We start from the raw sequence: 26491 nt of genomic DNA, 5'->3' as shown, positions 1-26491 counted from the left end.
AAGCAGCCCGTCTGAAAGGTATAAGATTATCTTTCAGACGGGCTTATTATATTTGTTTGATTTTCTTTTCCTTATCAATACCTCATAAATTGCTTAGAGTTTCAAGTTAGCTTTTCACTCGCTTTTTACTTTATTTCTGTTTTTCGATATACCTGATACAGAACAGGTAAAATAATAAGGAATAGAACGGAATAAATTGTTAAAATAATCGGAACTGATCCTATCACTTTCCCACCAATTTCATAAAGAGTAAAGGTTTTAATTGCCATATTTATCTGCAAGAGCTGGTCCGGCAAAAGTCCTAATACATCTGATAATACTGAAAATCCACCCAAAAAGGATTGAATGAATAACAGTACAAATGGAATTGTAACAGCTAAAACAGTTGTATGTGTCTTGGCAGATACCAGCATGGAAACAGCTAAAATGAATAATGCTCCCACATATCCACCAATCACGGTTAAGAGGTATGCCTGCAAATAGGTAATATTGTAAAAACTTTTCCAGAAAGCCCAGCTTGTCTGAATAACACAATTTGCACCGCCAATACCTGCAACACTAAATACTACTGCGGAATATATCAGAATTACCAACCAGTAAACTCCGGTAATAACAATCAACCCAGCCGCTATTTTAGAAAAAGTCCCCCTATTTCTGCCATACCTTGAGGAAAAGAAAACAGAATCCGCTTTCCACCCAAATTCGTTTGAAAAGATACCTGCTACAAAGAAACTCATAATCAAAACGGTCAGCATAATGATTGTGGGTGCATAGCCCAAAGCAGCAGTAAAACCGCCTGCATATTCATAATAAAAAGGAGTCTCCAGTTTTTGATATTGACTAACCAGAAATGCTTTTTCCTTTTCACTGAATTGGTCTTTTGCTTCATCAGAATTAAGCCATTTCTCCAGATTTAAGATGCGGTTATCATAAAGCTTTCCAACCTCATCCTCTGATAAGCTGTCTGCCCGATAGTAATTATGTTCTCGGAACTCGGAAAATCCAGAGTTAATTAAATCCCTAATATCAGAAAATCCCTGTTTTTTGGAATAGCCAATGTTGCTGGTTTTAATATCTGTCGGGCTGTCAGGATAGGTTTCGTTGATTAGCCGATTTTGCCGAATGACCTCTCGAAGCACATCTTCTGTGATCAGGCCTTCCCATTCCGCTTTTGTATCACGCAAGTACCTTGCTGCCGCAATTCCTGTGTGTGTATCCCCCTCCTCATCCACATAGTCCATGGAAGATATTGCAAAATAGCAAGTAACAGCGATGGCTGCCAGCAATACGATCAGACCGATTTTATTTGCAGTTTTTGAAAATATCTTTTTTATTTCAAATCGAATCATTCCATGTCACCACCCTTTTCTCCAAAATAATACAAAAAGACGTCTTCTAAATTAGGGCGCACAAGTCTTGCATGTTCAAGCGGCTGCCTGGCAGAAATAATTCGTAATTCAACAGTACCATTTTCTGATTTCATATTAGATACTTTATATTGTTTCATCAACTTTGCTGCTTTTTCATGGGAAGTCTGACAAGCCCATACTTTTTGCGGCATGGAAGATACGATTTCATCTAAATTCCCTTGCTGCAAAATCTTACCGTCTTTCATAAGCCAAATATCCTTTGCAATATACTCCACATCCGAAACAATGTGAGTAGATAATATAACAATACGGTTTTCTGACAGTTCACTGATTAGATTGCGAAAACGTATTCTTTCTGCGGGGTCAAGTCCGGCAGTTGGTTCATCCAAAATCAAAATTTTAGGGTCATTCAGTATCGCTTGTGCAATGCCAGCCCGACGTTTCATGCCTCCGGATAATTTCCGCATTTTTTTATTAGCAGCTTTGGAAAGTCCTACCTGTGCAAGTAGTTTGTTTACTTTTTTCTTTGCCACAATCGGGCGAATCCCTTTTAAGGCTGCAATGTATAAAAGATAATCCTTTACCGTAAATTCCGGATAAAATCCAAATTCCTGCGGCAAATATCCTAAAAGATTCCGGTACTCGCCGCCCATTCCCCCAATATCCTGCCCGTCACATAATATCTTTCCACTTGTAGGGGTCAGCAGTGAGCATATCATTTTCATTAAAGTGGTTTTTCCAGCACCATTGACACCTAAAAGACCATACACACCATTTGAAATCGTAAGATTCAGGTTGTTTACTGCTCGAAAATTTCCAAACTCTTTTGTCAGATTAACTAATTGTAGTTCCACTTAAATCCACCTCCCAGAATTTATTACAATCAAATATGGTTTTATAAATTGCACCAATCAGAAAAACAACAGCAGTTCCAAACAAAGCATACCAAACCGGAAGTGTAATGAGAACGTAAATGGTTTCGTTATTGATAATGAACCACCATATTCCGCTCCATAACAGGCAGAGAATAATAGAAGTTCCCTCATTTACACGACTATTGCTGCACAACGTACCAAAGCAAATGCAAGCAGTCACCACGGCTGGAAACAAAAACTGGATGACAATTTCTGATAGCGCGAGATTGACACTTCCTCTAAGTGTGATACAAAACAGGCTTATCATAAATAAATCGACAATTCCAAATAGAAAGATTCTGGCTGCATATATCTGTCGCAATGAATAAAGGCAGGTCGCTTCTATCTGCATACAGTCACAAGATTTGTTTTTCCAAAATTCCGGTATCATCAGAACAATAAAGAGTACCCCTATCATACCTAACATTCTTATCACATACCTATTGTCTAAAAGATCTGGCAAAAGGGTTGCAGCAGTCCATAACAAAAGCATTTGCAGCAGCCACCACCGCTTGCGTATAAGATGTAACTCTGTCCATAAAAATTCCCAATACGTTAGTTGCTTTTCCTGCTCAACGGAGCAATAACTTTCTATTGATTTTCTTACGGTTTCTTTTATGTGCTGTTCATCAGGAATAATATTCTGATTTTCCCGATACCTTTTGAGTTGTTCTTCAATATTCACAAAATCACTCCTCCCTTAGCAGTCTTTCTAAATGTGTTTTTGCCTGTTTTACCCGGTATTTTACTAATGGCAAACCTATTTGTAAGGTGCTGGATATTTCTGTAAGTTTCAGTTCCTGAAAGTAATACAAGATAATAACTTCCCTTAATTCAGCGGGTAATCTATCCAGAGCTGCCTTAATCGTCAGCCTGTTAAGAAGCTCGTCTGTTTCAGGGGGATGTAAACAATCTTGAATTTCTAAAGACTGTTCCTCTAACAAACTTTCTCGGATTTTTTTATAGGAATCCCTGCAAAGATTTCCAGCAATCGTATACAAATAATTTTTGGTTTTTCCCATATAACGGTAGTCAGACAATTTCTCGAAGAAGCGCAAAAAAGTTTCCTGTGTTAAATCTTCTGCGGTTGATGTATCAGGGCAATGATAGTTACAATAGTTCAATATTTCCTTATAGTATTTGCGAACAAATACATCAAAAGCATTTTCGTCTCCACGCTTCATTCTTTGTAGCAACAAAAAATCTATATCCACGAAATCCTCCTTTCCCGTTATTGAAAGTCAATGCGCATTTCTCTTTCTACCATGTATAACGAATGAACACTGTAAAAAGATAGTGTGGCTTCATTTTTTATAAAAATTTTTTCCAGATAGATTGCTTATCCCTATTTATTATATTGAATTGCCCTTATAGCTTCAAGATAGATAATTTGACACCAATTCATCACTTGACATTGTGGCAAAGATTTGATGACAATGGATGAACTGGCGGTCATGGACGGCTCGAAATGTATTGTGCAGGTCCGAGGTATAAGACCATTTCTGTCCGACAAGTATGATCTGACGCAGCACCCGAATTACCGGCTGACGGCAGATTATGACAAGAAAAACTATTTTGATGTGGTGAAATTCTTGAGCCACACACTGAAACTGAAAGCAGATGATGAATATGAAGTCATCGACTTAACAGAGTAATCAGCTCTTACCATCCGGCGATAAAGGCCGGAAGATAGGGGCTTTTTATTATGCGCGCATAGCCGGATGCCACTGCAGGGGATCCGGCACGTAACTGTAAACTGCCTCCCTGGTCGGGGCAAAGGAATGAATATATCACGAAAAAATATTTTGGAGGAATTGAAACATGGCATTTTTTCAGAGCGCAGTAGGAACATTACAGACACTCGTAATCGCACTTGGAGCAGGTCTTGGAATCTGGGGTGCAATCAACCTTATGGAAGGATACGGTAACGATAACCCGGGTGCAAAGTCCCAGGGAATGAAGCAGCTCATGGCCGGCGGCGGTGAGGCTCTTATCGGTACTACTCTTGTGCCTTTACTTTCCGGTTTGTTCTAATTAGGTTGTATTTATCCTAAAATTTGTGTATACTATAGTAAATAGATCACGGAGGTGCTCATATGACTATAGATACAAAAACAATGGTTTCGATTTCAGAAGCTAACCAGAATTTTTCTAAAGTAGCAAGACTGGTAGACGAATGCGGTTCAGCAGTAATTTTGAAGAATAATGTACCAAGATATCTTGTTATAGACTTTAGCAAAGCAGATAAGGATTTTACAGCATCTGATGAAGATGTGTTAAGTATTTCAAAGCAACTTATGGAACAGAATAAGGAAGCGTATGAGGTACTGGCTAAATGAAAAAATTGAGCAAAGAGCAGATTCTTATGCTTCATACTCAATTGATTCAGCAGACTGGTGGAAGCGATGGAGTCAGAGATTATAATTTATTGGATTCAGCTTTAGAAACTCCTTTTCAGTCCTTTGGAGGAGACGAATTGTATCCTACAATACAGGCGAAAGCCGCGAGACTAGGATATGGGCTTATTAAAAACCATTGTATGATAGATGGTAATAAAAGGATTGGAACTCATGCAATGTTGGTTTTTCTTGCTTTGAACGGAATAGAACTTAAGTATACGCAAAAAGAATTATACGAAACAATTCTTGATGTTGCAGCGGGAAACATAGAATATGAAGGCCTATTGCAATGGGTTCTGGATCATCAAAACTAAATAGTGTAACTGGCATAAGGCCGAACATGGAAGATAATCTGTGCTCGGTCTTTTCTTATGCCCAAATTTGTAGAGAATATGGAGGATTTATATTATGGCATTTTTTCAGAGCGCAGTAGGAACATTGCAGACACTTGTAATCGCACTTGGAGCAGGTCTTGGAATCTGGGGTGCAATCAATCTTATGGAAGGATACGGTAACGATAACCCGGGTGCAAAGTCCCAGGGAATGAAGCAGCTTATGGCCGGTGGCGGTGTTGCCCTTATCGGTACCACTCTTGTACCTTTGCTTTCCGGTTTGTTCTAAATCAGATTCTGGTTTTGGGGCAGGGAGAAACCCTGTCCCGGAGGAAAGGAGGAAATAATTGAACAGCATAATTCAGCAGATTACTGACTGGCTGAAAGGACTGCTTGTATCAGGTATCATGAATAATCTCACCAACACATTTTCCTCTGTGAATAACCAGGTGGGGCAGATTGCAACAGAGGTAGGACAGACTCCCAGCAGTTTTCTGCCGGCGGTATTCAATATGGTCAGGAACCTGTCAGAAACGGTAATCATGCCGATCGCGGGTATTCTTTTGACCTTCATAGCCTGCTATGAGCTGATACAGCTGATAATCAGTTATAACAATCTGGCAAGCTTTGAGACATGGTTTATCTTTAAGTGGATCTTTAAGACTTTTGTGGCAGTAGAGCTGATCACACACACCTTTGATATCACGATGGCGGTATTTGATGTATCGCAGAGCGTGGTAAGCCGGGCCGGAGGTATTATTCAGGGTAGCACGGCAATTGATGCAAGCACCCTTGCGACAATGCAGACCACACTGGAAGCAATGGATTTGGGACCACTGCTTGGGATATTCTTACAGTCGTTTGTTGTGCAGTTCCTTATGTATATACTGGCAGCAATCATTTTCGTCATCATCAACGGACGAATGGTGGAGATCTATCTTATGGTCAGCCTTGCACCGATTCCGTTTGCGACCTTTGGAAACAGGGAGCAGAGCATGATGGGACAGAATTATGTAAGAAGCCTGTTTGCACTTGGATTCCAGGGATTTCTGATCATGGTATGTGTGGGAATCTACGCAGTTCTGATTCAGTCGGTAGCATTTAACGCAGATATCATTGGCTCGCTATGGAGGGTTATGGGCTTCACCGTTTTGTTAGCCTTTACCCTGTTTAAGACGGGAGCAGTAGCAAAGAGCATACTTCATGCTCATTAAGGAGGAAGATTATGGCAGCATCTTATATCAGTGTCCCGAGGGACCTGACAAAAGTAAAAAGCAAGGTGATGTTCAATCTGACAAAAAGACAGCTGATCTGTTTTGGTATGGCGGCACTCATAGGAGTACCATCATTCTTTTTGCTCAAAACCGTAGTAAAAGTCAATACAGCGGTCATGGGGATGATGGCAATCATGATGCCATTCTTCTTTCTGGCTATGTATGAGAAAAATGGTCAGCACTTAGAGGTCATATTGAGTCACATGATACAGGCAATCTTCAAGAGGCCGAAGATACGTCCATATATGACGGACAACTATTATGCCGCACTAATGAGGCAGGCAAAAGCAGAGAAGGAGGTAGAAAACATTGTTCGACATTCGCAAAAAGAAGAATCAGGAAAAAAGAAAGTTCACCATGCCGGAGGGATTAACAAGGGACGAGCAGAGAGCTGTAAAGGAAATCGTAAGAAATGCCCAGAAAAATGATGGTATTCCAAGAACTGCCCAACAGAGTATCCCTTTTGACCGGATGTTTCCAGATGGCATTTGCAGAGAAGGGCTTGATTATTATACAAAGACAATACAGTTCCAGGATATCAACTATCAGCTGGCACAGCAGGAGGACAAGACGGAGATCTTTGAGGAATGGTGTTCTTTCTTAAACTTTTTCGACAGTTCCATCAACTTTCAGTTATCCTTCAATAACATGGCAACGGATGTTTCTGATTTTGAGAAGAGCATTGCCATTGCACATAAGAAAGATGGATTTGATGATGTCCGGGATGAGTATTCAGAAGTGCTCCTGCATCAGATGGAGGCAGGAAATAACGGTCTTACCAAGACAAAATACTTAACCTTCGGAATTCATGCTGAATCCATGAAAACTGCAAAGCCGAGGCTCATTCATATTGAGACGGATATTGTGGAAACCCTATTCAGTATGCATCCTATGACACGGCATACTGGAGGGCACACGCGTACTGCTATGGCAGGATTCAGTAACAATAATTTCAGCGCTCCTTCCGGGGGCGCTTTTTGAATGGAGGAAAGGAAATGTACGCAAGATTAGACAAGCTCCGCGAAGATCTGCAAAAGGCAATCGCAAAGAGAGATGAAGCGGAGAAAAAGGTGAAGCAGCTGCAGGCGAAGCTCAAAGAAGAGGAAAACCAGCAGATTGTGAGTGATGTTGCATCCTACAATTTATCTCCTGAACAGCTGGCACAGTTTTTACAGCTGGCAGGCAGCGGAAAATTGCAGGAATTGTTAAACGGTCAGGTAAAAATGCCTGAACCTGTAACCATGAATCATGCCGGGGATAAGCCGGCGGAGGATGAGGAAAATCTGTTTGATGAGAATGAGGAGGATGATCAGGATGAAGATAACTAAGATGATGAAGAAATTCGTATCAGGAGTGCTTGTTGGAATGGCCGCATTAGTGGGATTTACACCACTTACTGTGTTTGCACAGGGAAAAGAAGCGGAGTGTATCTGTGAGGAAAAATGTACGGAGGATCGCATCAATGAGGACTGTGAAGTCTGTATCTATGATTACCATGCAGTTTTGTTCTCTGGAAACAGAACCGTTTCTTTGAAGCACTTGGAAAGAAAATGACAAAGCAGACAGCATCAAAGCTTTTGCATGATGGAAAGGCGGAGCTGAAAGGATGCAAGTCACAGAAGACAGGAAAGACTTATGATACCACGGTTGTGATGTCGGTTGATGAGAACAAAAGAGCAGTGTTCCAGCTAAGTTTTGAGAAGGGAGAAGGCAAGAATGGAAAAAGCAAAAACAAGAAAGATTAAGAAATGGGATGAGATCCATGGAGAGTATGAGGTGGAAGTATCAGAGGATATGGACGGCGGCAGTCCGGAGGAAGCCGCCGGGGCAGGACCGTCCATCAGCAGAAATCCGATGAAGGGCATTGAGGATATGGTGGAACAGAATGATAACAATCTTGACGGCGTGATCAACAATATGAAGGCAGAGCCGGCAGTCGGCACTCTTGAAATCATCCCGGATGATAAGAAATCGGTTTTGGAAAAATTGAAGGAACAGAGCAAACAGGTAACGCCTCTGATACCTGTTCCGGAAAGAAAGCCGGTACCGGTCTGCTGCTTTGAAAGGGAGATCACCGGATGGTAGAGAGATCTAAGTACATTCATATCCGTGTCACACCGGAGGAAGTTGACCGGATTAAGGAGCGGATGGAGGAAGCCGGTATCAGGAGCATGACCGCATATCTGTTACGGATGGCACTCAATGGTTTTGTGATCGTGATGGATCTTTCTGACCTGAAGGAGATTCTCAGACTGTTGCAGATATCCGGGAATAATCTGAATCAGTACGCAAAGAGAGCGAATGAAACCAGAAGCATCTACCGGGAAGACATCGAGGAACTGAAAAACAACCAGAAAGAGATTTTGCAGGAAATGCGAAAGATGCTTGATAAGCTGACTGCAATTATGTAAGGCAGGTGAGAAAATGGCGGCGACAAAACTGATAGCAATGCATCAGAACAAGGGACGTTCCGTAATGCAGTGTCTGAAAGACAGAACCGATTATGCAAAGAATGGAGAGAAAACAGAAGACGGAAAATATATCTCTTCTTATAAGTGCCAACCGGATTTTGTTGATTGGGAATTTGCACAGTCAAAAATAGATTATCTGAAAAAAACGTGGAGACAGCCCAAGGGTGATGTCATTGCCTATCAGATCCGCCAGTCCTTTAAGCCCGGAGAGATTACGCCGGAGGAAGCAAATGAAGTTGGATATGAAACCGGTATGAGATTCACCAAAGGGAAGCATGCGTTTATTGTGGCAACACATGTGGACCGGGCTCATATCCACAATCATATCATTTTCAATTCCACCAATCTGGATTGTGACCGGAAGTTCAGGGACTTTTGGTTTTCAGGAATTGCCCTGCAGAGACTCAGCGATATTATCTGCCTGGAGCATGGTTTATCCATCATTCCAAAGACAAAACCGAGTGAGAGACAGAGACGTACCAAGTACCCGGAACGAGTAAGCATGAGGGATATTATCCGGGAAGATATCCTGAAATGCCTGGATCAGAAGCCCGCAGATTTTGAAGAACTTCTCAAATTATTACAGGCAGAAGGATATGAGATTAAGCGAGGGAAACACACTGCAATCTGTGGAAAAGAGCAAAAGCGGTTTATCCGGTTCCGCTCTTTGGGAGAGGATTTTTCTGAGGAGCATCTGAAAAAGGTGATCGCTGGTGAAGCGGAGCTGCCTGAGAATAAGACGGAGAGCAGGGAACCAAAACAGCCTCCAAGAGAAAAACGGAAGTTTGATCTTGTGGTTGATATTCAGGAAAAGATGGCGCAGGGAAAGAACGGCGGGTACATTCGATGGGCGAAGAAATATAATGTGAAACAGTTTGCGGAGTCCATTTTGTTTTTACAGCAGCACGATATTCACGATAAGGAAACGCTGGATGCTTTGGTAGAAGGAAGCGCTGCCAGATATCATGAGCTGATGAAAATCATCAAGGATGCAGAAACCAAAATGGCAGAGAACAAAGTTTTGAAAACGCACATCATCAACTATTCCAAGACCAGGGATACTTATGTGGCATATCGCAAATCCGGATACAGCAAAAAATTCTTTGAAGCACATCGAGAAGAAATCACACTTCACAAAGCGGCAAAGGAAGCATTTTCCAATCTGCCGGATGGCAAGATTCCGAAAGTAAAGGATCTGAATGAAGAGTTTGCCAGACTGCTTTCGGAGAAAAAAGCTGCTTACAGCGAATACAAAAAAATAAAAAAAGAGATGCGGGATTATCAGATAGCGAAGCAAAATGTGGAATCCTTCTATGCGGCTCAGAAGACCTGGGACCAGGAGGAAGATTTGAAAAAGAAAAGGCAGCAGCAAAGATAGCTATGGGGGCAATTATCAAAAAGTGATTTGGTGGTTGCCCTCTTTTTTGCAATTCCGGCATTGCGGGAATCAATCAGCACTCACAAAGTGAGGGCGCAGCTTGACATCAGGGATGTCATTCTAAGGGGATTGGGGATGTGCCTCCAACAAGCAAACAGCATTCGTGTGATCACGAAGGCACTGCTTGCTAACTTGCGAAGCAACAACGATTGCGGCCTTAATGCGCCGCTATTTAAGGACGAGAAGAAAGATGATGTCCGATAAATTTCCATAATTTAATCCAAAATGGTGAACTTAATGACGTGGGAAGACGATAATTAAGATGATGAAGTTTATTCGGAGGTAGCCCCCATGTCAAGAGGAACCAATCAGAAGTTCAAATTTACATATCTCATGAAAATCATGCAGGAAAAGACAGATGACGAGCATAGTCTTACTATGCCGCAGATCATGAAAGAATTAGAAAAATATGATGTGACAGCAGAAAGAAAAAGTATCTATGCTGACTTTCAAGATATGACGGATAAGTTTGGCGTGGAGATTATCAAGGAACAGATTGGCAGAGAAACCTATTACCATGTGGGAGCCAGAGAATTTGAGCTTGCAGAAGTGAAACTTCTCATCGATGCAATTCAGTCGTCGAAGTTTATCACGCAGACAAAATCCCGTGAGCTGATTACAAAAATTAAGAGTTTTGTCAGTGAGCATCAGGCGAAGCAGTTGCAGCGTCAGGTGTATATCAATGATCGGGTAAAGACAATGAATGAGTCTGTGTATTACAATGTCGATGATATTCATACCGCAATCAATCAGAACAAGAAAATCCGGTTCAAATATTATAAATGGGACATTAATAAAAAACTTGTTCCAAGACATAACGGAGACTGGTTCGTTGTCAGCCCCTGGGCTCTTACCTGGGATGACGAGAACTATTACATGGTGGCATTCGACAATTTGGATCATAAGATTAAGCACTATCGTGTAGATAAGATGATGCATATCTCCATCGAAGAAGATAAACGTGCCGGTAAGGAAGTGTTCCAAAATTTTGATATGGCCGAATATTCCAAAGCAACCTTCGGAATGTATCAGGGACAGAAAGCAAGGGTTAAAATACAATTTGCCAATTATATGTGCGGCGTCTTCATTGACAGATTCGGCAAGGACATTTCCTTTCGACCAATTGATGACGAACACAGCGAACTGCATGTGGATGTGAATGTCAGACCACAGTTCTTTGGCTGGATATTCAGTCTTGGCAAGGATGTGAAGGTAGTAGGACCGGAGGAAGTTGTGGAGGAGCTGCGCGCAAAGACGGAAGAGTTTTTAGAAAATCTGAATCATGAATAAAGGAAAACGGGCAATTGCTTCGGTGTTATGCTGTGGCGGTTGTCCTTTTTCTATTTTTCATTCTATTTTTCATATCTTTAAAGATCTTTAAAGAAAAATAGCTTTGTAGCGAAAGTAAGCTGGCCTTTGTAACGGACAGCTCTTGGAATAAGATAAAGTCAACAACAAACCAAAGCAAAACATTATCAAAGAGGAAATGATTTTTGCAGGAGCTCTGTTTGAGCAGGAAGGAGTTCGTATGAGTGAATATAATCATGAAAATCGATGCCATGAATGTGATGCAACAGGAGGTCACCACTATCCGGGATGTACGTATGAGGGAACGGAAGGAAATTATAGATATTCATCGGGTTCAGGGAATGGAATGTCAACATTCGGAGCAATCCTATGTGTCATTGGAGGCTTTGTCGGAGTTGCCTTTCTTCTTATGATTCTGAATATTGAGGTTGATGATGTCCCGGCGTTTGTATTGGTGATTCTAATCATTGTCATTACCTCGGTCATTGGCGGCGTGGTAAGTGCAATAAAGGGGAAATAAAGAACAAGGGAGAATACAATGGAACGAATCATTTTCTGGCTAAAGAAAAGAATGAAAATGAGAAAATGTGGCAGGTGTTGCCTGATGTGCCCGTTCTATCGGGAGTGCCGGGAAGATGGAGAATTATAGGCATCACTAATAAAGGAATAACCATTAAGGGAGGGAAAAAATATGAGCGAAGACAGAGGACATTGTCCGGATTGTGGCGGAAGTGATGGGTTTCATTATAGCGATTGTATTTACGATGGAACTGATGGACCAAGAGGTTATTACTCCGGTTCAAGAGGCGGTTCAAGTGGTTCAGGCGGAAAGGTCTGGCTCTTCTATATCATTGCTCTCATTATTGGTTATGGTATCAATGAGCTACTAGGAGCAATCTTGTTAATCGGAATGATATTCTGGCTTATCATATGTAAATAAGGACAAGATGGTATCGAAGGAGGAAACGATTATGAATAGCAATGCAAATGGAATGAGTACAGGAATGGCAATTCTGTGCACACTTGGAATTTTACTTTTTATTGGTTGGATGATAGATCTGGGTACACCGAAATGTATTAAGAGCGGGTGTGATAATGATGCTAAGGATGGATGCAGTTACTGCTACTTACATGATAACAGCACTTACAGGTATAAGAGCAGCACCTCGTATAGCGGAAGCTCTAAAAGCTCCGGTAGTTCCTCAACCACTAAGAGTAGCAATACTTCTTCCGGCGAAAAGAGCAGTAGCACGACTTCAAACAGCAAGAAAACTTATTCATCCGGCAGTAGTTCTTCAAAGAAGAATCAGAGTTCTATGGATTCTTATGATGATGGCTACAATGCGATTTATGAGGATGATGATTATGACTGGGATCGCTACTGGAGCGATGATGATTATGCTTCCGGTGTGGATGACGCCATGGAAGATGAGGATTGGTAAATGGGTTTATATATCAAGCAAAAAGGAAAAAGAAACGGAGGCGGATATTATGGGATTCTTTGATAGACCTTTATTTGATTTTAATGGAGATGGAAAAACAGATGGATTTGAAACATATGTAGGATTGCAGATGATGGCAGGTAGTCGACAGGAAGCGATTGCTTTGACGGGAGATGATGCTTTCTATACCGGAAGTGATGATTTAGAAGAGGATGACGAGTTGATAGATGAACTTGAAATGGCTGGAATTGATATAGAAGAGTTAGCTGATATGGATGAGGATGAACGACGAGAAGCTCTGGAAGATGCAGGGGTTGATCCGGATGATTATGATGAATTTTGATGAGGGGCAGGGGATTTGATTTTCCTGCCTTCCTGTCGTGTTTGTTTCTTGTGGGTCAAAAGCAGGTGCATATAAAGTTGCATGTTAGGCATGTTTTAATGTGTTTTTGATAAGGAGTACCTTTCAATATTGGAGGTTCTCAGAAAAGAGATTTCAGACAATTATAGATTTCTATAACTATATTATTGAGAACTGAAGGCTGTTATGTTATAATTTACCCTGTACTATTGTATGGTCAAATGGCCAGTTTATGCGATTTGCACATAAGGAAAATAGAGAATGAGAGTAAGTTATAACAAGCTGTGGAAATTGTTGATAGACAAAGGCATGAAGAAGATGGACTTACTGGAAGCTATCGAGATGAGTCCGAATACACTAGCTAAGCTAGGCAGAAATGAAGATGTCTCAATGGATGTGCCTAAAAGGATTTGCGCTCATTTGCAATGCGATGTCGGGGATATTATGGAAATGATTCCTGAGGATGGAGAAAAGGATCAGTAGGTATAGCAAACTATTGGGATGAGGTGACACACGATGCCAGTCAAGATTTGGCCACGCGAATTTGAGAAAAAAGAGCACATCAATGCTGCGGAAAGATTCTTGCTTCGCAATGCAATACGAAATTTAAAAGAAGGATGCTTTGCGATTGGAATCGACCCGGTAGGATTCGCTACAGACAAAGTACACATGGGAATGTATATAAGCCCGAACGAAGGATTGATTACTTTTTCAATTGTCCAGGGCAACTTGGATCCGGCTTCTGTGGCAGGATACCTTGCAATGGAAAAAGTGATTGAACCTGCTATATATGAGAGACTTTTGAATTCCAGACTCTTGATTGCGAGAAGTGGGGATAAAAAGATTTTAAAGTTCCCATATAAACATATTTTTATCTTCCCAGATGTAGAAATACCAGTTGCTTCATGCGATGCTGACACGTTGCTGTCATTTGCACCATATTCCGCGGTTAGGTTTTTTATTCCGACAACTGCAAAGAATCGTCCTAAATTCTTAAAGGATCTTAGGATGTTTGATGATATACGAATGCCGTATGACTCCAACTTTGCCAGGTTATCTGATGAAGAGTGCTTGGCGATTTTTGAAAGATTAGCACCGGAGTACACGGTGGTGCTCAAAGAAAAAGATGAAGTTGAAGTCGTGGAAACATCCGATGAGCTTCCAGCTGAGAGTGAAGAGATAAACGGTAATGAAGTAGAATATAGGACATTTTACTTGGATGATTATCAGGTGGCCCAGATAAATGATATGGGCCGAGGTCACAGAGTGATGCTTGCCAATGCAGGCGCCGGTAAAAGTGTCTTGCTGCTCTCGAAGGCATTTAAGTATGCCAGTATGTACAAGGATAAGAACATACTGCTGACTTGCTATAACAATAACCTGGCTGATTCGTATCGGTTTAAAAAAAACTGTGCGGGCCTTAACAGTGATAAACATAGAAAGTTATATATTCTGACTTTGCATAAACTTGTGGCCAAGCTTTTTAAGGAATGCTTGGGAAAAACAATAGAAGGCTTTGCAACCGATGAACAGATTCAGGAATGCATTGAACTGGTAAAAAGCAATCAGATTAAAATCCGATTCAAGGCAATCTTTATAGATGAGGTGCAGATCTTTACACCTTTGTACTTGGAACTCTGTTACTTGCTTCTCGAAAAAACGGATGATGCATTATTCTTGATGGCTGGAGATCTAAATCAAACGGTTAGAAATCAAAGCCGAAGAGGTGATGCACCGTGGAAAAAGATAAATGACGGTAGATTGGATTTTACAGGACGCGTAAAATACATCGAAAAGAATTACAGAAATAGTCCTGAGATAAGTGGATTCTTAAATCGTATGCTGGTCTACATGAATGGCTTTTTGAGCAGATTTAAGATGATCAATATAGATGAGTTTGAATATGACCTCTTTGAAAAAGGTGTGAGTGAGAACGTTGCTCTCAAAGTCAAAACAGGTATAAGCAGAGTCAATATTCAAACGGAGACAGTAAACGCTATAAAGGAAATCGTTGAGAAGTATCACATCGGTTACTCTGAAATAGCGGTTCTGTATCCGGTGAAAGATAATAAGGCGCTTAACTATCATATCCAATATTGGATACGAAAAGCGTTTGAAGATAATAGCATTCCGTACTCGTTTATTTCGACTACGGATGATGGGCAGCGTGCTACATATAGTAACTCAAACGGCGTTGTTGTCTCATCAATTGATTCGTCATTGGGGCTGGATTTTAGAGCGGTAGTTTTAACAGGGTTATATCCGTACACCTATGTATTCGACGAAAGTGGTCATCGACACAGATTGAGCAAGTGGGAATCTATTAAGGATCTTGAGGATGACGCAAAAGAGGCCGCTCAGGTTCAGATGAGAAAGCTGTACACAGCGTGTTCGAGAGCAAGAGAAGTTTTATATGTGTTGAGTGATGCAGAAACAGGTACGGTAATAGACGACATTATCAGAAACGGGGAAAAGAAATGAACGATTACAATGTAGTGGCAAAGTTTCTTACAGACAAGTACATAGATCGTGTTTCGGGAAGAGATTTTCCGGAAAGGATTGTTGGAGAAGATCCTGAGAAGGTTGTCATGGCGGGTACCATGGCGGAGGATCGAAATGAAGAAACTTTTGAAGGCGGTTATAGGGAAGAGCTTTCTAAACAATTTGAAAGCATCCCGTCCATCAGTCTGTCGTTTCATATAGACAAGAATTCCGCGGGAAGCTTACGTATCATTCCCCGAGGATTACTTTTCTATACCGTGCTGCCTACGTATGAAGAGGTCAAAGATTATATTATTCGTATTCAATCAGAAAGAGATCATTGTATTTATGAATCTATTGAAGAACTAAAGGAAAAGTATCCAGACGCCCATTATCAGCTTCCACAGGTGTATAAGAAGGTTGCCATTGAAGAAGTCCTTAAAGATGGAATAGAGGTTTCTCTTGCGGATATTACTTGCGGAAAAACACATCTGGAATCAGTAATCAATGATCAATTAAACCTTATTGCGGATCAGATTGTGGACGAGATACGAATCGTTCCTGATGCGGACTTATTCTTTAGTGATTTGATCGACAAGGATCGATTTGAACTAAAGTGTGTTGCCAAACCGGATAGAGTCAATGCTCATTGGAGCGTTGATATCTATCAGATCATTTCCGAGGAAGACGGAGACTATTATTTCACATTCCAGATGGTTAATAAGACTGCAAAGCCGGATAGACAGAATCTCGGATATCTTCCGAAGATTTATGATGCCGGAATGACAGTTGTTGCTGATGAAGGCATCAAGTTCAAGGAAATACCGATGAGGTATTTCAAGACCGGATTTAAGAAAAAAGACCCAGTTTACGCGGTAGCAGAAAATGCCTCTGTTGAGTTTGATGTGGACAAGAACGCACTTAGAACTGTAAATATTCCGAGATACTACCAGATGCGTACCATCACCATTGATAAGTATAGTGCGTATACCAAGTTCAATGTTCTAATTGAAGATCCGGTAAAAAATCTGAAATTCATTCTGTCGGAATTAAAGAAGGATTATCAGAACTGTCATGAGGAGTTTAACAATGCCGAAGGTTTATCCGATGTAGCTAGAGAAAACTATCGCGATGCATTATCTGATTATGAAACAGAGATAGCTCGATTTGAAGATGGCATTCAACAGATTGAATACACGGATTGGGTGAAACGTGCTTTTGTTCTTATGAACAAAACGTTCCAAACAAAGCTGGATTCCAATACGCATCCTATTGAGGGATGGAGACTGTTCCAGATTGTGTTTATTGTGTCTATGATCTGCGAAGTAATCCGAGGCGAATACAAGGATGATCCAGATCCTGCGTTAAAGAAAGCAGATAACGATATAGCGAATTTGCTTTACTTCCCTACCGGTGGTGGTAAGACAGAAGCATTCCTTGGAATAACTGTTTTCTCGATGTTCTTTGATCGAGTTCGAGGGAAGGATGAAGGCGTAACCGCAATTCTGAAGTATCCACTTAGGTTACTTGCCGTTCAGCAGTTGGAACGTGTTCTTACTGTTGTCATGAAAGCTAATATCGTAAGAAAACAGGAGGCACAACTTCGGGATACAAATGCGTTTTTTTTAGGCTTCTTTGTGGGGCAGGCTAATACGCCGAACAGAATTGATCCGTATGAACAGTTGAGTAATCGAGGAAATCAGAATGCAAGTAAGCAGCTGATACTTGAAAGTGATCAAGAAACATTAAATGAATACTATCGTTTTATTGATACCTGTCCTGTATGTGGTAAGAAGATGATTAACGTGAAATTCAATCAGGAGGGATGGAGATTAGAGCATGTTTGTGATAATCCTGACTGCGAGATTCACGCGCTTCCGCTGTACATTGTCGATAGTGAAATCTATAGATACTTGCCGTCTGTAATTGTAAGTACGATCGATAAGATGGCTATGGTAGGAACTACCGATGAGTTTAAGATGCTCTTTGGTCAGGTAAAGAACAGATGTAAGATACATGGATTTACCAGTGGTTCGAAATGCTTATGTGCCAAAGCAGGATGTAAGAACCCACTTGAGACGGTCAAGCTACTCAAGGATCCGATTCCGACACTGTTTATTCAGGATGAGCTTCATTTGGTCAAGGAAAGCCTGGGAACATTTGACTCTCATTATGAATCGTTCCTGAAGTATTATGCTGAAAAATTAGTTCCGGAACCTCAACGTAAAAAGATTAGATATGTAGGTGCGACTGCAACGATTTCCATGTATGAGGAGCATCTTAATAATCTGTATCATATGAACGGCAGAAGATTTCCTTGCGAATACCCGTTGATGCAGAACAATCGGAACTTCTATTCCAAGACGGATGAGAATGATATTACTCGTATTATTCTTGGCTATGTGCCGTATGGAAGATCAATTACGGATAGCGTATGGCAGTCGGTTCTTGCCATGAGAGTGATTGTATATGACATGATGACACATGCTGAAGATTACCATGATCTTCTTAAGAATGAATATGGATATCAGGGAACTGTAGAGGAACTTAAAGAGAAACTCTATGACTACTGGATAGAGCTTGTATATAACAAGGTCAAGAATGATGTAAATAATCTTTACAACGCATTCCAGAACCAGGCTAACAACTATTTAGAGGATAAAGGCATTCCAAAGTACTATCCGGAATCCATGACGAGCGATACGGATTTCCAGAGTGTAAGAAAGACGCTCTTTGAGATCCAAGAGAATCGTAAGAATCTGGAAAGCAAAAACTTATTGCTTGCAACAAGTACAATTTCTCACGGCGTGGATGAAGATTCATTTAACGTTATGTATTTCTTTGGTATTCCAAATAACAATGCGGAGTACATTCAGGCATATTCAAGAACAGGTCGTAGGTACACTGGTATCGTAATGGACCTGATTCGATTGACGCGAGTAAGAGACAGATCGTATTTGAAGAACTTTGTTATCTTCCATCAGAACAAAGATGATCTGGTAGAACCGGTGCCGATCAACCGCTGGGCCAAGAATGCAGTCTACTGTACATTGCCAGGCTTGTTGGTGGCTACGTTATATCAGTACTATGCGCCGGCATTGAATATAGAGAATGTTTATTCTGCGAGCACATGGAAGAAAGCGTTTGAAAATGAGGACATAGATCCAAAGGAAGTTGCGCAGATACTTATTGGAGCATACGGATGCAATGATGGGGAGAAGATGTCCGATGCATATCGTGAAGCAATAATAGATGAAGTTCTAAGGATTTGTAATGGATTAAAGACATATACACCGGGGCCGAATGAATTTTTATCTGATGGTATTTCCAGATACTCGCGCGGAAACAAGAAACCTATGCGAAGCCTGAGAGATACCGAGGAACAGGTTACTATACGAATCGATTAAGAGAGGAAAACTTTTATGAGTACAAATATGTCAAGAAGTAAAAGCCAGGCTGTATACAGCTTCCTCCCGCATATGTGGGTAGCAAGCCGAGGAGATGGCTCAAGTATTACTGCTGAGATTAGCGGTTGGAACTATCGCAGGATGGATGATGTTTACCAGAATTTTATAGAGGGTGAGATCAAACGTCAGATTCGATTGTTTGGTAATCGAGGCGGGGATATTTCTTCTTTTAGCACAGATGATCATGTACATAGCTATACAATTGTGGAGCCTGCGATGAATGAAACTGCAGAGGACATCGTAGGAGTGAAATCACCTTTGGTGTTTTACTGCAACTCTTGTCACGAGGTTATTCAGAAAAGAAATGCCGATGACATTGATCACATGAAATGGAAATGCCCTACTTGCGGTTCTATTCTTAAGCAGCTGCAAATGGTATATGCCTGTGAGTGCGGGCATGCTGAAGCGGTAAAGATTCCATATGTGGCCGGTGGTTATAAGAAGATGAAATATCTTCCGAATGAAAACCCATACAGGATGATTGCTGTCACAGATTCTGGAGAGCGAAAAGCAGAACTTGCCATATCATGTCCAAACTGCAAAGCGAGACTTGTTCCCGACAACGCGGAATCTACAAGAAATTATAAGCCTTTTTCGCTGAAGATTATTAATATAGCTGATAAGCGGAATGGTGAGTTCTTTGAAAAGGGCCTGACAGCGCAAAAGGTATTGGTTGCTAAGTGGTTTAATAAACTTACGCAAGACAAGTTCGTAGAAATACTTGATAATTTGGCACTTGCTTTCAGCGATCATAATACTAATGATGCCAAGAGAAAAGAAGCAGAGTTAACCATTCAGAAGATGATTGATAGCGGAGCACTACCGGAATCCATGCGTGAAGCAATGATTAACAGCATGGTATCTGTAACAACTGAGAGTGCTCTTTCCGTAGAACCTTTTGTAAATGCCTGCGCTCAGCTTTTTGCAAAACTTAAAAAGCAGGACGAGACATCCTATGGAAGATTGATAGAAAGCTTTGCATTTAAGTTAATGCAGTATAACACGTTGAAGTATGCTCCCAAGGTTCTTACACTTGAGGATTCTATCAGCAAGCAGTTATCAATGGATTTCATCGATTCTGAGGATGATATCCTTGATCTGAATCGTAAGATGGGAATCTCTTCAATGCAGGTTTCCTGTGATATTGAAATTATAAACTGCACTTATGGATATACGAGAAGAGTTTCGGATCCGGCTCAGGCTAAGAAGAATCTTAAACTTGTAGCTTTCGACAAATACAAAGACAATTCATCTTTGGTTTATGGGGCAAAACTGGAGACGGAAGGAATTCTCTTTGAAATCGACAGGGTGAAGATCCTTAATTGGCTTCTTATCAACGAAGTGATTACGGAAGCGGAGATGCCAGATGTTGAAGATGAGGTCGCTGTAAAAGAATGGTTTGCAGAGAATGTACACAGCGAATTGGTAAATATCTTCAGTGGCGTAGATGAAGGTGAAAAGATTACGAAGAATGTATTTGGACTACTTCATTCGATTTCTCACGCGTTTATGAAGACAGCTGGAGAAATAAGCGGGTTGGAGGATACATCCCTCACAGAAGTTATCATTCTAGAAACTACAAGCATCTTTATCTATGCGCAGACTTCCCAAGGAACGCCTCTAGGTGCGTTATCAGGAATGATAGAGACTAACTACTATAACTTCCTGCAAAAGGCAATTACGGAGACGAAGAATTGTATTTTTGATCCTATTTGCGAAGAACGCGATGACACATCCTGTAGTGCTTGTATGGTATTGCCTGAGATTTGCTGTGAATTTTTCAATCATGATCTGGGCAGAAAGTACATGTATACATTAAAGGAAAACCCTGACCCAAAGAAACCATTTGTTGGATTTTGGGAGATGTAGCTATGGCAGTAATGTATCCAAAGAATATTCATGTGCTGGATCCAGAAGACTCAGAACTGGAAGTATATAACCAGCTAAGAGATCAACTTGATGATTCCTATACGGTTTTTTATTCGGTGGAGTGGAATCGCAAAAGAAAAGACGGATCGTTGGAGAAATCAGAAGCCGATTTCATTATTGAGAATCCAAAGTATGGATTCTTATGCCTGGAAGTAAAAGGCGGTAGTCATATGGAAATATCGCCGGAAGGAGTCTGGACACTTTATACGATCAAGTATGGGCCGCGAGATCTGGACAGAAGCCCGTATAAGCAGGCCGAAGATAGCATGTATTTTTTTAAGGATAAATACAAGAAGGAATACAACATAGATTATTCCGGATTATTTGGCGCAGGTGCTGTATTTCCGTTTTATGTACTCCCGCACTCTGAAAGCATAAGTAACAGAGATAGTATATGTACCATAGAATCTCCAGAGATGAATAATCTGGCGGAGAAGCTTAAAGGAATGTTCAAAGCCTGGGGCGGAGCGCGATTTGGCAGGAACAGATATAGCCAGCAGGAACATGAATTCTTTTTGGATATGGTTCGTAAAAGAACTGCTATGGCAGCTGCAGCTGGAGCTTTAGTCAAGTTTAAGGAGAAGCAGCTAGATGAAGTAAATCGCGTACAGGATAATTACATTTATTTTTTGTCGAATATTCGGCAGTTTTACGTCCGCGGAGGCGCAGGAACCGGAAAGACATGGATTGCTCTTAAATTGGCCAATAGTGAGGCTGAGAACGGCGGGAAGGTGCTTCTTACCTGTAAATCGGTAGCTCTTGCCAGTACTTTAAAAGGTATGGCGGGAGAGGGCGTAGATGTGGTGGATTTGGATGCGCTGAAGAGCAAAGGTGTAAAAGGGCAGTATGATGCCATATTCGTGGATGAAGCACAGGATTTTTCTGAGGAAGATGCTTTTAATCTAAAACTCTTCCTTAAAGATGAAAAGCAATCCCGTTTAGGAGTCTTTTATGATGATGTTCAAAAGGTGAGGGCAGAAACCTTTGGGGATGCCTTTATGATTGAGATCCCGCCTTTCTTGCTTCACGAGAACATTAGAAACACTGCCAATATATATAAATATGCAACCAGTGAAACCGAATTAGGGCAGGATGTGATTACTAATCCGGTAGAAGGTCCGACTCCTAAGAGTGAGAACATAGCTGGAAATAAGAAACTTGCACAGCGACTGAATAATCTTTTGAAAGAGTATTTGGTGGATGAAAAATTGCAAACATCTTCCATGGTTATCTTGGTGGATGATTTGGATGAGTTTAACGGTCTTTTCCCGGATGGAATCGCTAAGTGGAATTTTGTAGACCACCCTTGTAAGACTGAAGAGGAGATTAGGGTTTCTACCGTTGAGGCATTTAAGGGATTGGAATCGGATATGATCATTTATATTCACAAGAATGACGTATCGCAGAATATAAACTATATCGCATATACAAGGGCAAAGTACTATTTAATTGAACTTGTGGTGCAGTAAAACGGAAGTGGTAACAGCTAGTGAATGAAAATGTAGAGCCTATTTTAAAATGGGCCGGAGGTAAGAGGCAATTATTGGGCGAATTGCTGCCTTTGGTTCCGGAATACAAAGGAAAATACATAGAGCCATTTATGGGAGGAGGGGCAATGTTTTTCGCTCTTTCTCCGGAGACTGCGGTTTTATCTGACTGTAATGAGGAACTGATTGCGTTATATAAGACAGTTTCTAAACATCCGGATCAAGTCATAGAAGAATTAAAAAAGTATAAGAATACGGAGAAAGAGTATTACAGAATCAGAGCTTTGGATTGGAAAAGTCTTAGTGAAGTAGAAGCTGCTGCAAGAATGATTTTTCTTAACAAGACCGGATTTAATGGTTTATACAGAGTAAATAGACAAGGTGGATTTAATGTGCCGTATGGGAAAAACAAGAGGACGCAGTTCTGTAACGAAGAGCAGATCCTTAAGGCAGCTAAGGTGCTAAAAAAGAAAAAGCTTCTTTGTGGTGATTACAAGAAAATTCTAAAGAAGTATGCAGAACCAGGAGATTTTATTTTCTTGGATCCTCCATATTTTCAGGTGACGGAGCGAGAGATATTTCTACGATATACAAGTGATCGGTTTTACGAACCGGATCAGGAAGAACTGGCAGAGATTGTTAATGATTTATATGACATGGGATGCGAAGTGATGATGACGAATTCGAACCATCCTAGAATATATGACCTTTATAGCAGGTTTGATATTAGAGTCGTTCAAGTTCGTAGAGCTGTTAACTGTAAGGGTGATGGACGTAAAGGTGAGGATACTATTATTACAGCATTTCATTAAAGAGTGAATTATGAAGCTTATTGACAATGTAAGTGAGATCTTGCGAGAAGATCTTAAAAGCGAATTGAAGGGACCTATGTCATCCATGCAGCTAAGGCTTATAGAGGATGCCAAGATTCATTGTGCTAGAGAACACTTTAGAGCAATCAGTGGGGATAATGTTGTTTATGATGTGGTAGATAGTTATACCTCTCTTATGGAAAAGGTAATGAAGTAGGCCATTTAGATCTTATAAGGTATTTGAAGGGAAGAAACAGCAATGATTGGTTGGAGTTTTCCATCGAGAAACAACGGAGATATTGAGGGTTTTTCGAATCCTGCATTGGAATGGTTCAAAGGAAGTCCTCTCAGAGCTCTGGCACGTGAAGTCTGCCAGAACTCTCTTGATGCGCAATATGAGGAGGATGAACCAGTACGAATTGAATTTAAGAAGGAATTCGTAAGTATAAGCTCATTTCCGGGTATGACTGGGTTACAGAATATTCTTTTGAAATGTAAGAGTTTTTGGCCGGAAGAAGGTAATGAGAAGACTCATACATTTATAAACACAGCATTGCGTGACCTTCGAGAGGGAAAAATCTGTTTATTAAGAGTTAGTGACTTTAATACAAAGGGGCTGGAAGGCCCTTACAGTTCTCATGGAATAACTCCGTGGGTGAGCCTTGTAAAAGGAACGGCTTTCTCTGTTAAGTCATCCGGCAAGACTGCGGCGGGCAGTTATGGTATAGGTAAAGCAGCTCCATTCATTAACTCAAAGTATCAGACGGTGTTTTATCGAACAAAGAATATTGCAGGAGAAACAGCGGTGCAGGGCATTGCACATCTTATGTCCTTTTCTGATGAAAGCTATGGTGATGTGGATCCGATCAGACGCTCCGTCGGTTATTTTGGCGAAACAAATGGAAATATTGCCGTACCTCATATGGCTGAGTTGGACAGACTATATGCCAGAAGCGAGGTTGGAACAGATCTATTTGTCCCTGGCTTTAACTTTGTTGTCGATGGTAAAAATGACTGGGTAAACCAGATGATAGGCGAAATTCTGGAAAACTTTCTGATGGCGATCGAATACAAGAATCTTGTTGTTTCCATCGAAGGTCAGGAAATTACCAGAGATACCGTTCGCTATGCTATCGCGCGTAATCAGAAATATGCAAAAGATGCATATTACTTCAATAAAATCCTTATGGCTGAACCGGATAAGATTGTGGATGAAGACTATAATTTCCATGGGATGGGTCAGCTCCGTCTTAGATTGCTGTATGCAAATGATCTGAACAAAAAAATCCTGGTTGTTCGAAAATCGGGAATGAAAATATCCGAAATTAAAGGCTTGCCGAAAGGAATATCTTATACAGGAATTCTTGAACTGCAAGGAGAGCGGCTGAATGCGTTCTTCAGAGAGATGGAGAATCCTACTCATGATAAGTGGGAGCCTAACAGACATTCAAATCCCTCTCTTGCAAAGATGTATAAGACCGAAGTGGAAGATTGGGTTAAGTCAGTTATCCGGCAGAAAGTCGAGGAAATGTCCGGTGCGGAAGTATTGATTGATACAGGAAATCTTTTTAATACCGCTGGTAAGAATGAACCGCCAAGAAGTGATGATAGTGATGCACCAAAGAAAGAGAATGTCATTGACACAACAAAGAATGTTGAGGTTGTAATCAATCCAAAGAAGACTACTTCAGTACGTGGTGCAGGCGGAACTGGAAGCAGGAAAGTATCAGGAACAATTGATGATGTTGGAAATCTTTCAGGCCATAGGCATCGCGATGGAGAATGTCCTCAAAAACCTACAGGAAGAAAAGGAAGAGAAGATCAAGGCGGTCAGGACTCAGTATTTTCTGGAATGACATACATCAATGTTTCGGCGCGCGTTATAAGTGTGGGTGGTGGCGTAAACCGACTTATCTGTATTCCTGAGAAGAATCTTTCCTATGGAGAAGTACAGGTTTTGGCAACGGGCGAAAATGGAAAGTCTATGCCTATCAGGATTAACAACATCGTTAATGGAACAAATCAGGCGTCGATAAAAGATGGAAAGATTGTTCTAAAAGGCATTAGCCAGGGCGAGAAAGTTGTGGTCGATTTTCAGGTGTCCGGAAGACAAAACTACGCAATGGGGGTGGAAGTAAGTGGAAATCAGGAATAGATTATTTCCTTACCCAGTATTGTGTGAGGATACCGATGATTACACATCCGGAGGCTTTACTGTAGATACGGAAATAGTAAGCCAGGACATGCATAGCCTTGTGCTGAAATTTCACATGAACCTTGATAATCCTGGATTAAAGACCCAGATTTCTCAAGGACGTGCAGAATATATCATTCATATGGAATGCTCAAATACTGCGTTCAGAACAGTTATTCGTACCTTTTCGGATGAAGAAGTCTATAGAATCAATAATAGTAAGGTTAATGGAGAAATGGCATTTCTTGGAATGGTGGTATCTAAGACAGATATACCATTTTACAGGAATAATACGTTGAATCCGGATTATGATGACATTGATCTTATGATACCGCGAGCTGCTATTATGGCATATTACAATATGCCCAAAATCAATGTGCTCAAAAACTATGAAGAATTAGCGCAGGAAGAATCGCTATTTAGTGTTGTTCGAGAGATGAGATTGGATCAAAACGAAGAACGTCCTGTTCACTTCGCACTAGACTCGGAACGAATCAAGATATTTGTTGATGAAGATGTATATAGCGCATACATCCAGTATCAGAACAATCTAACGATGCGTCCATTGATTTTATCAGTTCTTGTTATGCCTGCGCTTACCTATATGATGGAGGCACTTAGAGAAGGATATGAAACATACGAAAGTTGCCGATGGTTTTTGAAGTTTTCTAAGTTCTATCAGCAACAGGGGAAGGATTTTGTTGATGACGTTATTGAAGGTGATATGACGATAACGGAGATTGTACAGGAATTATTGCAACTTCCGATTGGCAAGACCTTCTTGAATATGCAGGAAATGTTAGGAGAATAGC

At 40.9% G+C, this 26491-nt stretch carries 29 protein-coding genes and 3 pseudogenes; 28 read left to right on the top strand and 4 right to left on the bottom strand.

The window, feature by feature from the left end:
- Nucleotides 1-125 precede the first annotated feature (125 nt).
- From ASU35_RS00980 to ASU35_RS00965, 4 genes are read right to left on the bottom strand one after another with little or no spacing between them, the layout of a single operon-like run.
- Nucleotides 126-1349: an ABC transporter permease gene (locus ASU35_RS00980; protein ID WP_058351265.1), complete on the bottom strand. Its 1224-nt coding sequence runs from the start codon at nucleotides 1347-1349 to the stop codon at nucleotides 126-128.
- Entirely contained in the window at nucleotides 1346-2224 is an 879-nt protein-coding gene (locus tag ASU35_RS00975) for an ABC transporter ATP-binding protein (protein ID WP_058351264.1), read from the bottom strand. The genes ASU35_RS00980 and ASU35_RS00975 overlap by 4 nt, the downstream gene beginning before the upstream one ends.
- On the bottom strand, nucleotides 2205-2969 hold the full coding sequence (locus tag ASU35_RS00970) for a hypothetical protein (RefSeq protein ID WP_058351263.1): 765 nt from the start codon (nucleotides 2967-2969) through the stop codon (nucleotides 2205-2207). The genes ASU35_RS00975 and ASU35_RS00970 overlap by 20 nt, the downstream gene beginning before the upstream one ends.
- Nucleotides 2970-2973: 4 nt before the next feature.
- Nucleotides 2974-3498 carry an RNA polymerase sigma factor gene (locus ASU35_RS00965; protein WP_058351262.1) on the bottom strand — a complete coding sequence of 175 codons (525 nt, stop codon included), beginning with the start codon at nucleotides 3496-3498 and terminating at the stop codon, nucleotides 2974-2976.
- Between the two features lie 204 nt (nucleotides 3499-3702).
- Between ASU35_RS00965 and ASU35_RS00960 the strand changes: the two are divergent.
- The 28 genes and pseudogenes from ASU35_RS00960 to ASU35_RS00820 form a co-directional block, all read left to right on the top strand.
- Nucleotides 3703-3939, top strand: a pseudogene (locus tag ASU35_RS00960) (VirD4-like conjugal transfer protein, CD1115 family); the annotation flags it as partial.
- Nucleotides 3940-4105: 166 nt separating this feature from the next.
- Nucleotides 4106-4318: a Maff2 family mobile element protein gene (locus tag ASU35_RS00955; protein WP_058351260.1), complete on the top strand. Its 213-nt coding sequence runs from the start codon at nucleotides 4106-4108 to the stop codon at nucleotides 4316-4318.
- Between the two features lie 62 nt (nucleotides 4319-4380).
- Complete coding sequence (locus ASU35_RS00950; protein ID WP_058351259.1) at nucleotides 4381-4623, top strand: prevent-host-death protein; 243 nt, start codon at nucleotides 4381-4383, stop codon at nucleotides 4621-4623.
- Nucleotides 4620-4997, top strand: coding sequence for a type II toxin-antitoxin system death-on-curing family toxin (locus ASU35_RS00945; RefSeq protein ID WP_058351258.1), 378 nt, complete (start codon nucleotides 4620-4622; stop codon nucleotides 4995-4997). Before ASU35_RS00950 ends, ASU35_RS00945 begins: the two co-directional genes overlap by 4 nt.
- A gap of 94 nt (nucleotides 4998-5091) precedes the next feature.
- The gene (locus ASU35_RS00940) at nucleotides 5092-5304 is read left to right on the top strand and encodes a Maff2 family mobile element protein (RefSeq protein WP_058351257.1); all 213 of its coding nucleotides are present in this window, start codon (nucleotides 5092-5094) and stop codon (nucleotides 5302-5304) included.
- A 58-nt stretch (nucleotides 5305-5362) separates the two neighbouring features.
- Nucleotides 5363-6229 carry a VirB6/TrbL-like conjugal transfer protein, CD1112 family gene (locus tag ASU35_RS00935; protein WP_058351256.1) on the top strand — a complete coding sequence of 289 codons (867 nt, stop codon included), beginning with the start codon at nucleotides 5363-5365 and terminating at the stop codon, nucleotides 6227-6229.
- Nucleotides 6230-6240: 11 nt separating this feature from the next.
- Nucleotides 6241-6717: a PrgI family protein gene (locus tag ASU35_RS18300; RefSeq protein ID WP_083504074.1), complete on the top strand. Its 477-nt coding sequence runs from the start codon at nucleotides 6241-6243 to the stop codon at nucleotides 6715-6717.
- Nucleotides 6647-7267, top strand: a pseudogene (locus tag ASU35_RS00925) (VirB4-like conjugal transfer ATPase, CD1110 family); the annotation flags it as partial. The gene ASU35_RS18300 and the pseudogene ASU35_RS00925, both read left to right, overlap by 71 nt.
- A gap of 17 nt (nucleotides 7268-7284) precedes the next feature.
- Nucleotides 7285-7617 carry a DUF4315 family protein gene (locus ASU35_RS00920; RefSeq protein ID WP_058351253.1) on the top strand — a complete coding sequence of 111 codons (333 nt, stop codon included), beginning with the start codon at nucleotides 7285-7287 and terminating at the stop codon, nucleotides 7615-7617.
- Nucleotides 7604-7843 carry a hypothetical protein gene (locus ASU35_RS00915; RefSeq protein ID WP_058351252.1) on the top strand — a complete coding sequence of 80 codons (240 nt, stop codon included), beginning with the start codon at nucleotides 7604-7606 and terminating at the stop codon, nucleotides 7841-7843. Before ASU35_RS00920 ends, ASU35_RS00915 begins: the two co-directional genes overlap by 14 nt.
- Nucleotides 7840-8034, top strand: a complete 195-nt coding sequence (locus ASU35_RS00910) for a hypothetical protein (protein WP_058351251.1) — start codon at nucleotides 7840-7842, stop codon at nucleotides 8032-8034. The genes ASU35_RS00915 and ASU35_RS00910 overlap by 4 nt, the downstream gene beginning before the upstream one ends.
- Complete coding sequence (locus tag ASU35_RS00905) at nucleotides 8006-8374, top strand: DUF4316 domain-containing protein (RefSeq protein ID WP_058351250.1); 369 nt, start codon at nucleotides 8006-8008, stop codon at nucleotides 8372-8374. The genes ASU35_RS00910 and ASU35_RS00905 overlap by 29 nt, the downstream gene beginning before the upstream one ends.
- Complete coding sequence (locus tag ASU35_RS00900; protein WP_058351249.1) at nucleotides 8368-8700, top strand: plasmid mobilization protein; 333 nt, start codon at nucleotides 8368-8370, stop codon at nucleotides 8698-8700. The genes ASU35_RS00905 and ASU35_RS00900 overlap by 7 nt, the downstream gene beginning before the upstream one ends.
- 13 nt (nucleotides 8701-8713) lie before the next feature.
- Nucleotides 8714-10138 carry a relaxase/mobilization nuclease domain-containing protein gene (locus ASU35_RS00895; RefSeq protein ID WP_058351248.1) on the top strand — a complete coding sequence of 475 codons (1425 nt, stop codon included), beginning with the start codon at nucleotides 8714-8716 and terminating at the stop codon, nucleotides 10136-10138.
- A gap of 351 nt (nucleotides 10139-10489) precedes the next feature.
- Nucleotides 10490-11488 (top strand): helix-turn-helix transcriptional regulator, encoded by a 999-nt coding sequence (locus tag ASU35_RS00885; protein ID WP_058351246.1) that lies wholly within the window; start codon nucleotides 10490-10492, stop codon nucleotides 11486-11488.
- A gap of 196 nt (nucleotides 11489-11684) precedes the next feature.
- Entirely contained in the window at nucleotides 11685-12026 is a 342-nt protein-coding gene (locus tag ASU35_RS00880; RefSeq protein ID WP_058351245.1) for a hypothetical protein, read from the top strand.
- A 171-nt stretch (nucleotides 12027-12197) separates the two neighbouring features.
- Entirely contained in the window at nucleotides 12198-12446 is a 249-nt protein-coding gene (locus ASU35_RS00875; RefSeq protein ID WP_058351244.1) for a hypothetical protein, read from the top strand.
- A 31-nt stretch (nucleotides 12447-12477) separates the two neighbouring features.
- Nucleotides 12478-12948, top strand: a complete 471-nt coding sequence (locus tag ASU35_RS00870) for a hypothetical protein (RefSeq protein ID WP_242861170.1) — start codon at nucleotides 12478-12480, stop codon at nucleotides 12946-12948.
- Entirely contained in the window at nucleotides 12872-13291 is a 420-nt protein-coding gene (locus ASU35_RS00865; RefSeq protein WP_147525321.1) for a hypothetical protein, read from the top strand. The genes ASU35_RS00870 and ASU35_RS00865 overlap by 77 nt, the downstream gene beginning before the upstream one ends.
- Nucleotides 13292-13570: 279 nt before the next feature.
- Complete coding sequence (locus tag ASU35_RS00860) at nucleotides 13571-13792, top strand: helix-turn-helix domain-containing protein (RefSeq protein WP_058351242.1); 222 nt, start codon at nucleotides 13571-13573, stop codon at nucleotides 13790-13792.
- A gap of 33 nt (nucleotides 13793-13825) precedes the next feature.
- Nucleotides 13826-15790, top strand: coding sequence for a DEAD/DEAH box helicase (locus ASU35_RS00855; RefSeq protein WP_058351241.1), 1965 nt, complete (start codon nucleotides 13826-13828; stop codon nucleotides 15788-15790).
- Nucleotides 15787-19197 (top strand): DEAD/DEAH box helicase, encoded by a 3411-nt coding sequence (locus ASU35_RS00850; protein ID WP_058351240.1) that lies wholly within the window; start codon nucleotides 15787-15789, stop codon nucleotides 19195-19197. The genes ASU35_RS00855 and ASU35_RS00850 overlap by 4 nt, the downstream gene beginning before the upstream one ends.
- A 15-nt stretch (nucleotides 19198-19212) precedes the next feature.
- On the top strand, nucleotides 19213-21126 hold the full coding sequence (locus ASU35_RS00845) for a hypothetical protein (protein ID WP_058351239.1): 1914 nt from the start codon (nucleotides 19213-19215) through the stop codon (nucleotides 21124-21126).
- Nucleotides 21127-21128: 2 nt separating this feature from the next.
- Entirely contained in the window at nucleotides 21129-22655 is a 1527-nt protein-coding gene (locus ASU35_RS00840) for an NERD domain-containing protein (protein WP_058351238.1), read from the top strand.
- Between the two features lie 20 nt (nucleotides 22656-22675).
- Nucleotides 22676-23485, top strand: coding sequence for a DNA adenine methylase (locus ASU35_RS00835; RefSeq protein WP_058351237.1), 810 nt, complete (start codon nucleotides 22676-22678; stop codon nucleotides 23483-23485).
- Nucleotides 23486-23543: 58 nt separating this feature from the next.
- Nucleotides 23544-23702 (top strand): annotated as a pseudogene (locus tag ASU35_RS00830) (restriction endonuclease); the annotation flags it as partial.
- Between the two features lie 42 nt (nucleotides 23703-23744).
- A complete protein-coding gene (locus tag ASU35_RS00825) occupies nucleotides 23745-25640 on the top strand; it encodes a hypothetical protein (protein ID WP_058351235.1) in 1896 nt (631 codons plus the stop codon).
- On the top strand, nucleotides 25624-26490 hold the full coding sequence (locus ASU35_RS00820; RefSeq protein ID WP_058351234.1) for a hypothetical protein: 867 nt from the start codon (nucleotides 25624-25626) through the stop codon (nucleotides 26488-26490). The genes ASU35_RS00825 and ASU35_RS00820 overlap by 17 nt, the downstream gene beginning before the upstream one ends.
- Nucleotide 26491: the final 1 nt, after the last annotated feature.

It is taken from the genome of Acetivibrio ethanolgignens, from assembly GCF_001461035.1.
In the GTDB taxonomy this organism is placed as follows: domain Bacteria; phylum Bacillota; class Clostridia; order Lachnospirales; family Lachnospiraceae; genus Velocimicrobium; species Velocimicrobium ethanolgignens.
Note: the sequence above shows the minus strand (reverse complement) of the source record. Positions and strands in the feature narration are given on the sequence as shown.

Excerpts from the sequence above, each read along its gene's own strand:
- ASU35_RS00980 (WP_058351265.1), bottom strand. The coding sequence starts at position 1,349 with ATGATTCGATTTGAAATAAAAAAGATATTTTCAAAAACTGCAAATAAA.
- ASU35_RS00955 (WP_058351260.1), top strand. The coding sequence starts at position 4,106 with ATGGCATTTTTTCAGAGCGCAGTAGGAACATTACAGACACTCGTAATC.
- ASU35_RS00950 (WP_058351259.1), top strand. The coding sequence starts at position 4,381 with ATGACTATAGATACAAAAACAATGGTTTCGATTTCAGAAGCTAACCAG.
- ASU35_RS00945 (WP_058351258.1), top strand. The coding sequence starts at position 4,620 with ATGAAAAAATTGAGCAAAGAGCAGATTCTTATGCTTCATACTCAATTG.
- ASU35_RS00940 (WP_058351257.1), top strand. The coding sequence starts at position 5,092 with ATGGCATTTTTTCAGAGCGCAGTAGGAACATTGCAGACACTTGTAATC.
- ASU35_RS18300 (WP_083504074.1), top strand. The coding sequence starts at position 6,241 with ATGGCAGCATCTTATATCAGTGTCCCGAGGGACCTGACAAAAGTAAAA.
- ASU35_RS00920 (WP_058351253.1), top strand. The coding sequence starts at position 7,285 with ATGTACGCAAGATTAGACAAGCTCCGCGAAGATCTGCAAAAGGCAATC.
- ASU35_RS00915 (WP_058351252.1), top strand. The coding sequence starts at position 7,604 with ATGAAGATAACTAAGATGATGAAGAAATTCGTATCAGGAGTGCTTGTT.
- ASU35_RS00910 (WP_058351251.1), top strand. The coding sequence starts at position 7,840 with ATGACAAAGCAGACAGCATCAAAGCTTTTGCATGATGGAAAGGCGGAG.
- ASU35_RS00905 (WP_058351250.1), top strand. The coding sequence starts at position 8,006 with ATGGAAAAAGCAAAAACAAGAAAGATTAAGAAATGGGATGAGATCCAT.
- ASU35_RS00900 (WP_058351249.1), top strand. The coding sequence starts at position 8,368 with ATGGTAGAGAGATCTAAGTACATTCATATCCGTGTCACACCGGAGGAA.
- ASU35_RS00895 (WP_058351248.1), top strand. The coding sequence starts at position 8,714 with ATGGCGGCGACAAAACTGATAGCAATGCATCAGAACAAGGGACGTTCC.
- ASU35_RS00885 (WP_058351246.1), top strand. The coding sequence starts at position 10,490 with ATGTCAAGAGGAACCAATCAGAAGTTCAAATTTACATATCTCATGAAA.
- ASU35_RS00880 (WP_058351245.1), top strand. The coding sequence starts at position 11,685 with ATGATTTTTGCAGGAGCTCTGTTTGAGCAGGAAGGAGTTCGTATGAGT.
- ASU35_RS00875 (WP_058351244.1), top strand. The coding sequence starts at position 12,198 with ATGAGCGAAGACAGAGGACATTGTCCGGATTGTGGCGGAAGTGATGGG.
- ASU35_RS00870 (WP_242861170.1), top strand. The coding sequence starts at position 12,478 with ATGAATAGCAATGCAAATGGAATGAGTACAGGAATGGCAATTCTGTGC.
- ASU35_RS00865 (WP_147525321.1), top strand. The coding sequence starts at position 12,872 with ATGACTGGGATCGCTACTGGAGCGATGATGATTATGCTTCCGGTGTGG.
- ASU35_RS00860 (WP_058351242.1), top strand. The coding sequence starts at position 13,571 with ATGAGAGTAAGTTATAACAAGCTGTGGAAATTGTTGATAGACAAAGGC.
- ASU35_RS00855 (WP_058351241.1), top strand. The coding sequence starts at position 13,826 with ATGCCAGTCAAGATTTGGCCACGCGAATTTGAGAAAAAAGAGCACATC.
- ASU35_RS00850 (WP_058351240.1), top strand. The coding sequence starts at position 15,787 with ATGAACGATTACAATGTAGTGGCAAAGTTTCTTACAGACAAGTACATA.
- ASU35_RS00845 (WP_058351239.1), top strand. The coding sequence starts at position 19,213 with ATGAGTACAAATATGTCAAGAAGTAAAAGCCAGGCTGTATACAGCTTC.
- ASU35_RS00840 (WP_058351238.1), top strand. The coding sequence starts at position 21,129 with ATGGCAGTAATGTATCCAAAGAATATTCATGTGCTGGATCCAGAAGAC.
- ASU35_RS00825 (WP_058351235.1), top strand. The coding sequence starts at position 23,745 with ATGATTGGTTGGAGTTTTCCATCGAGAAACAACGGAGATATTGAGGGT.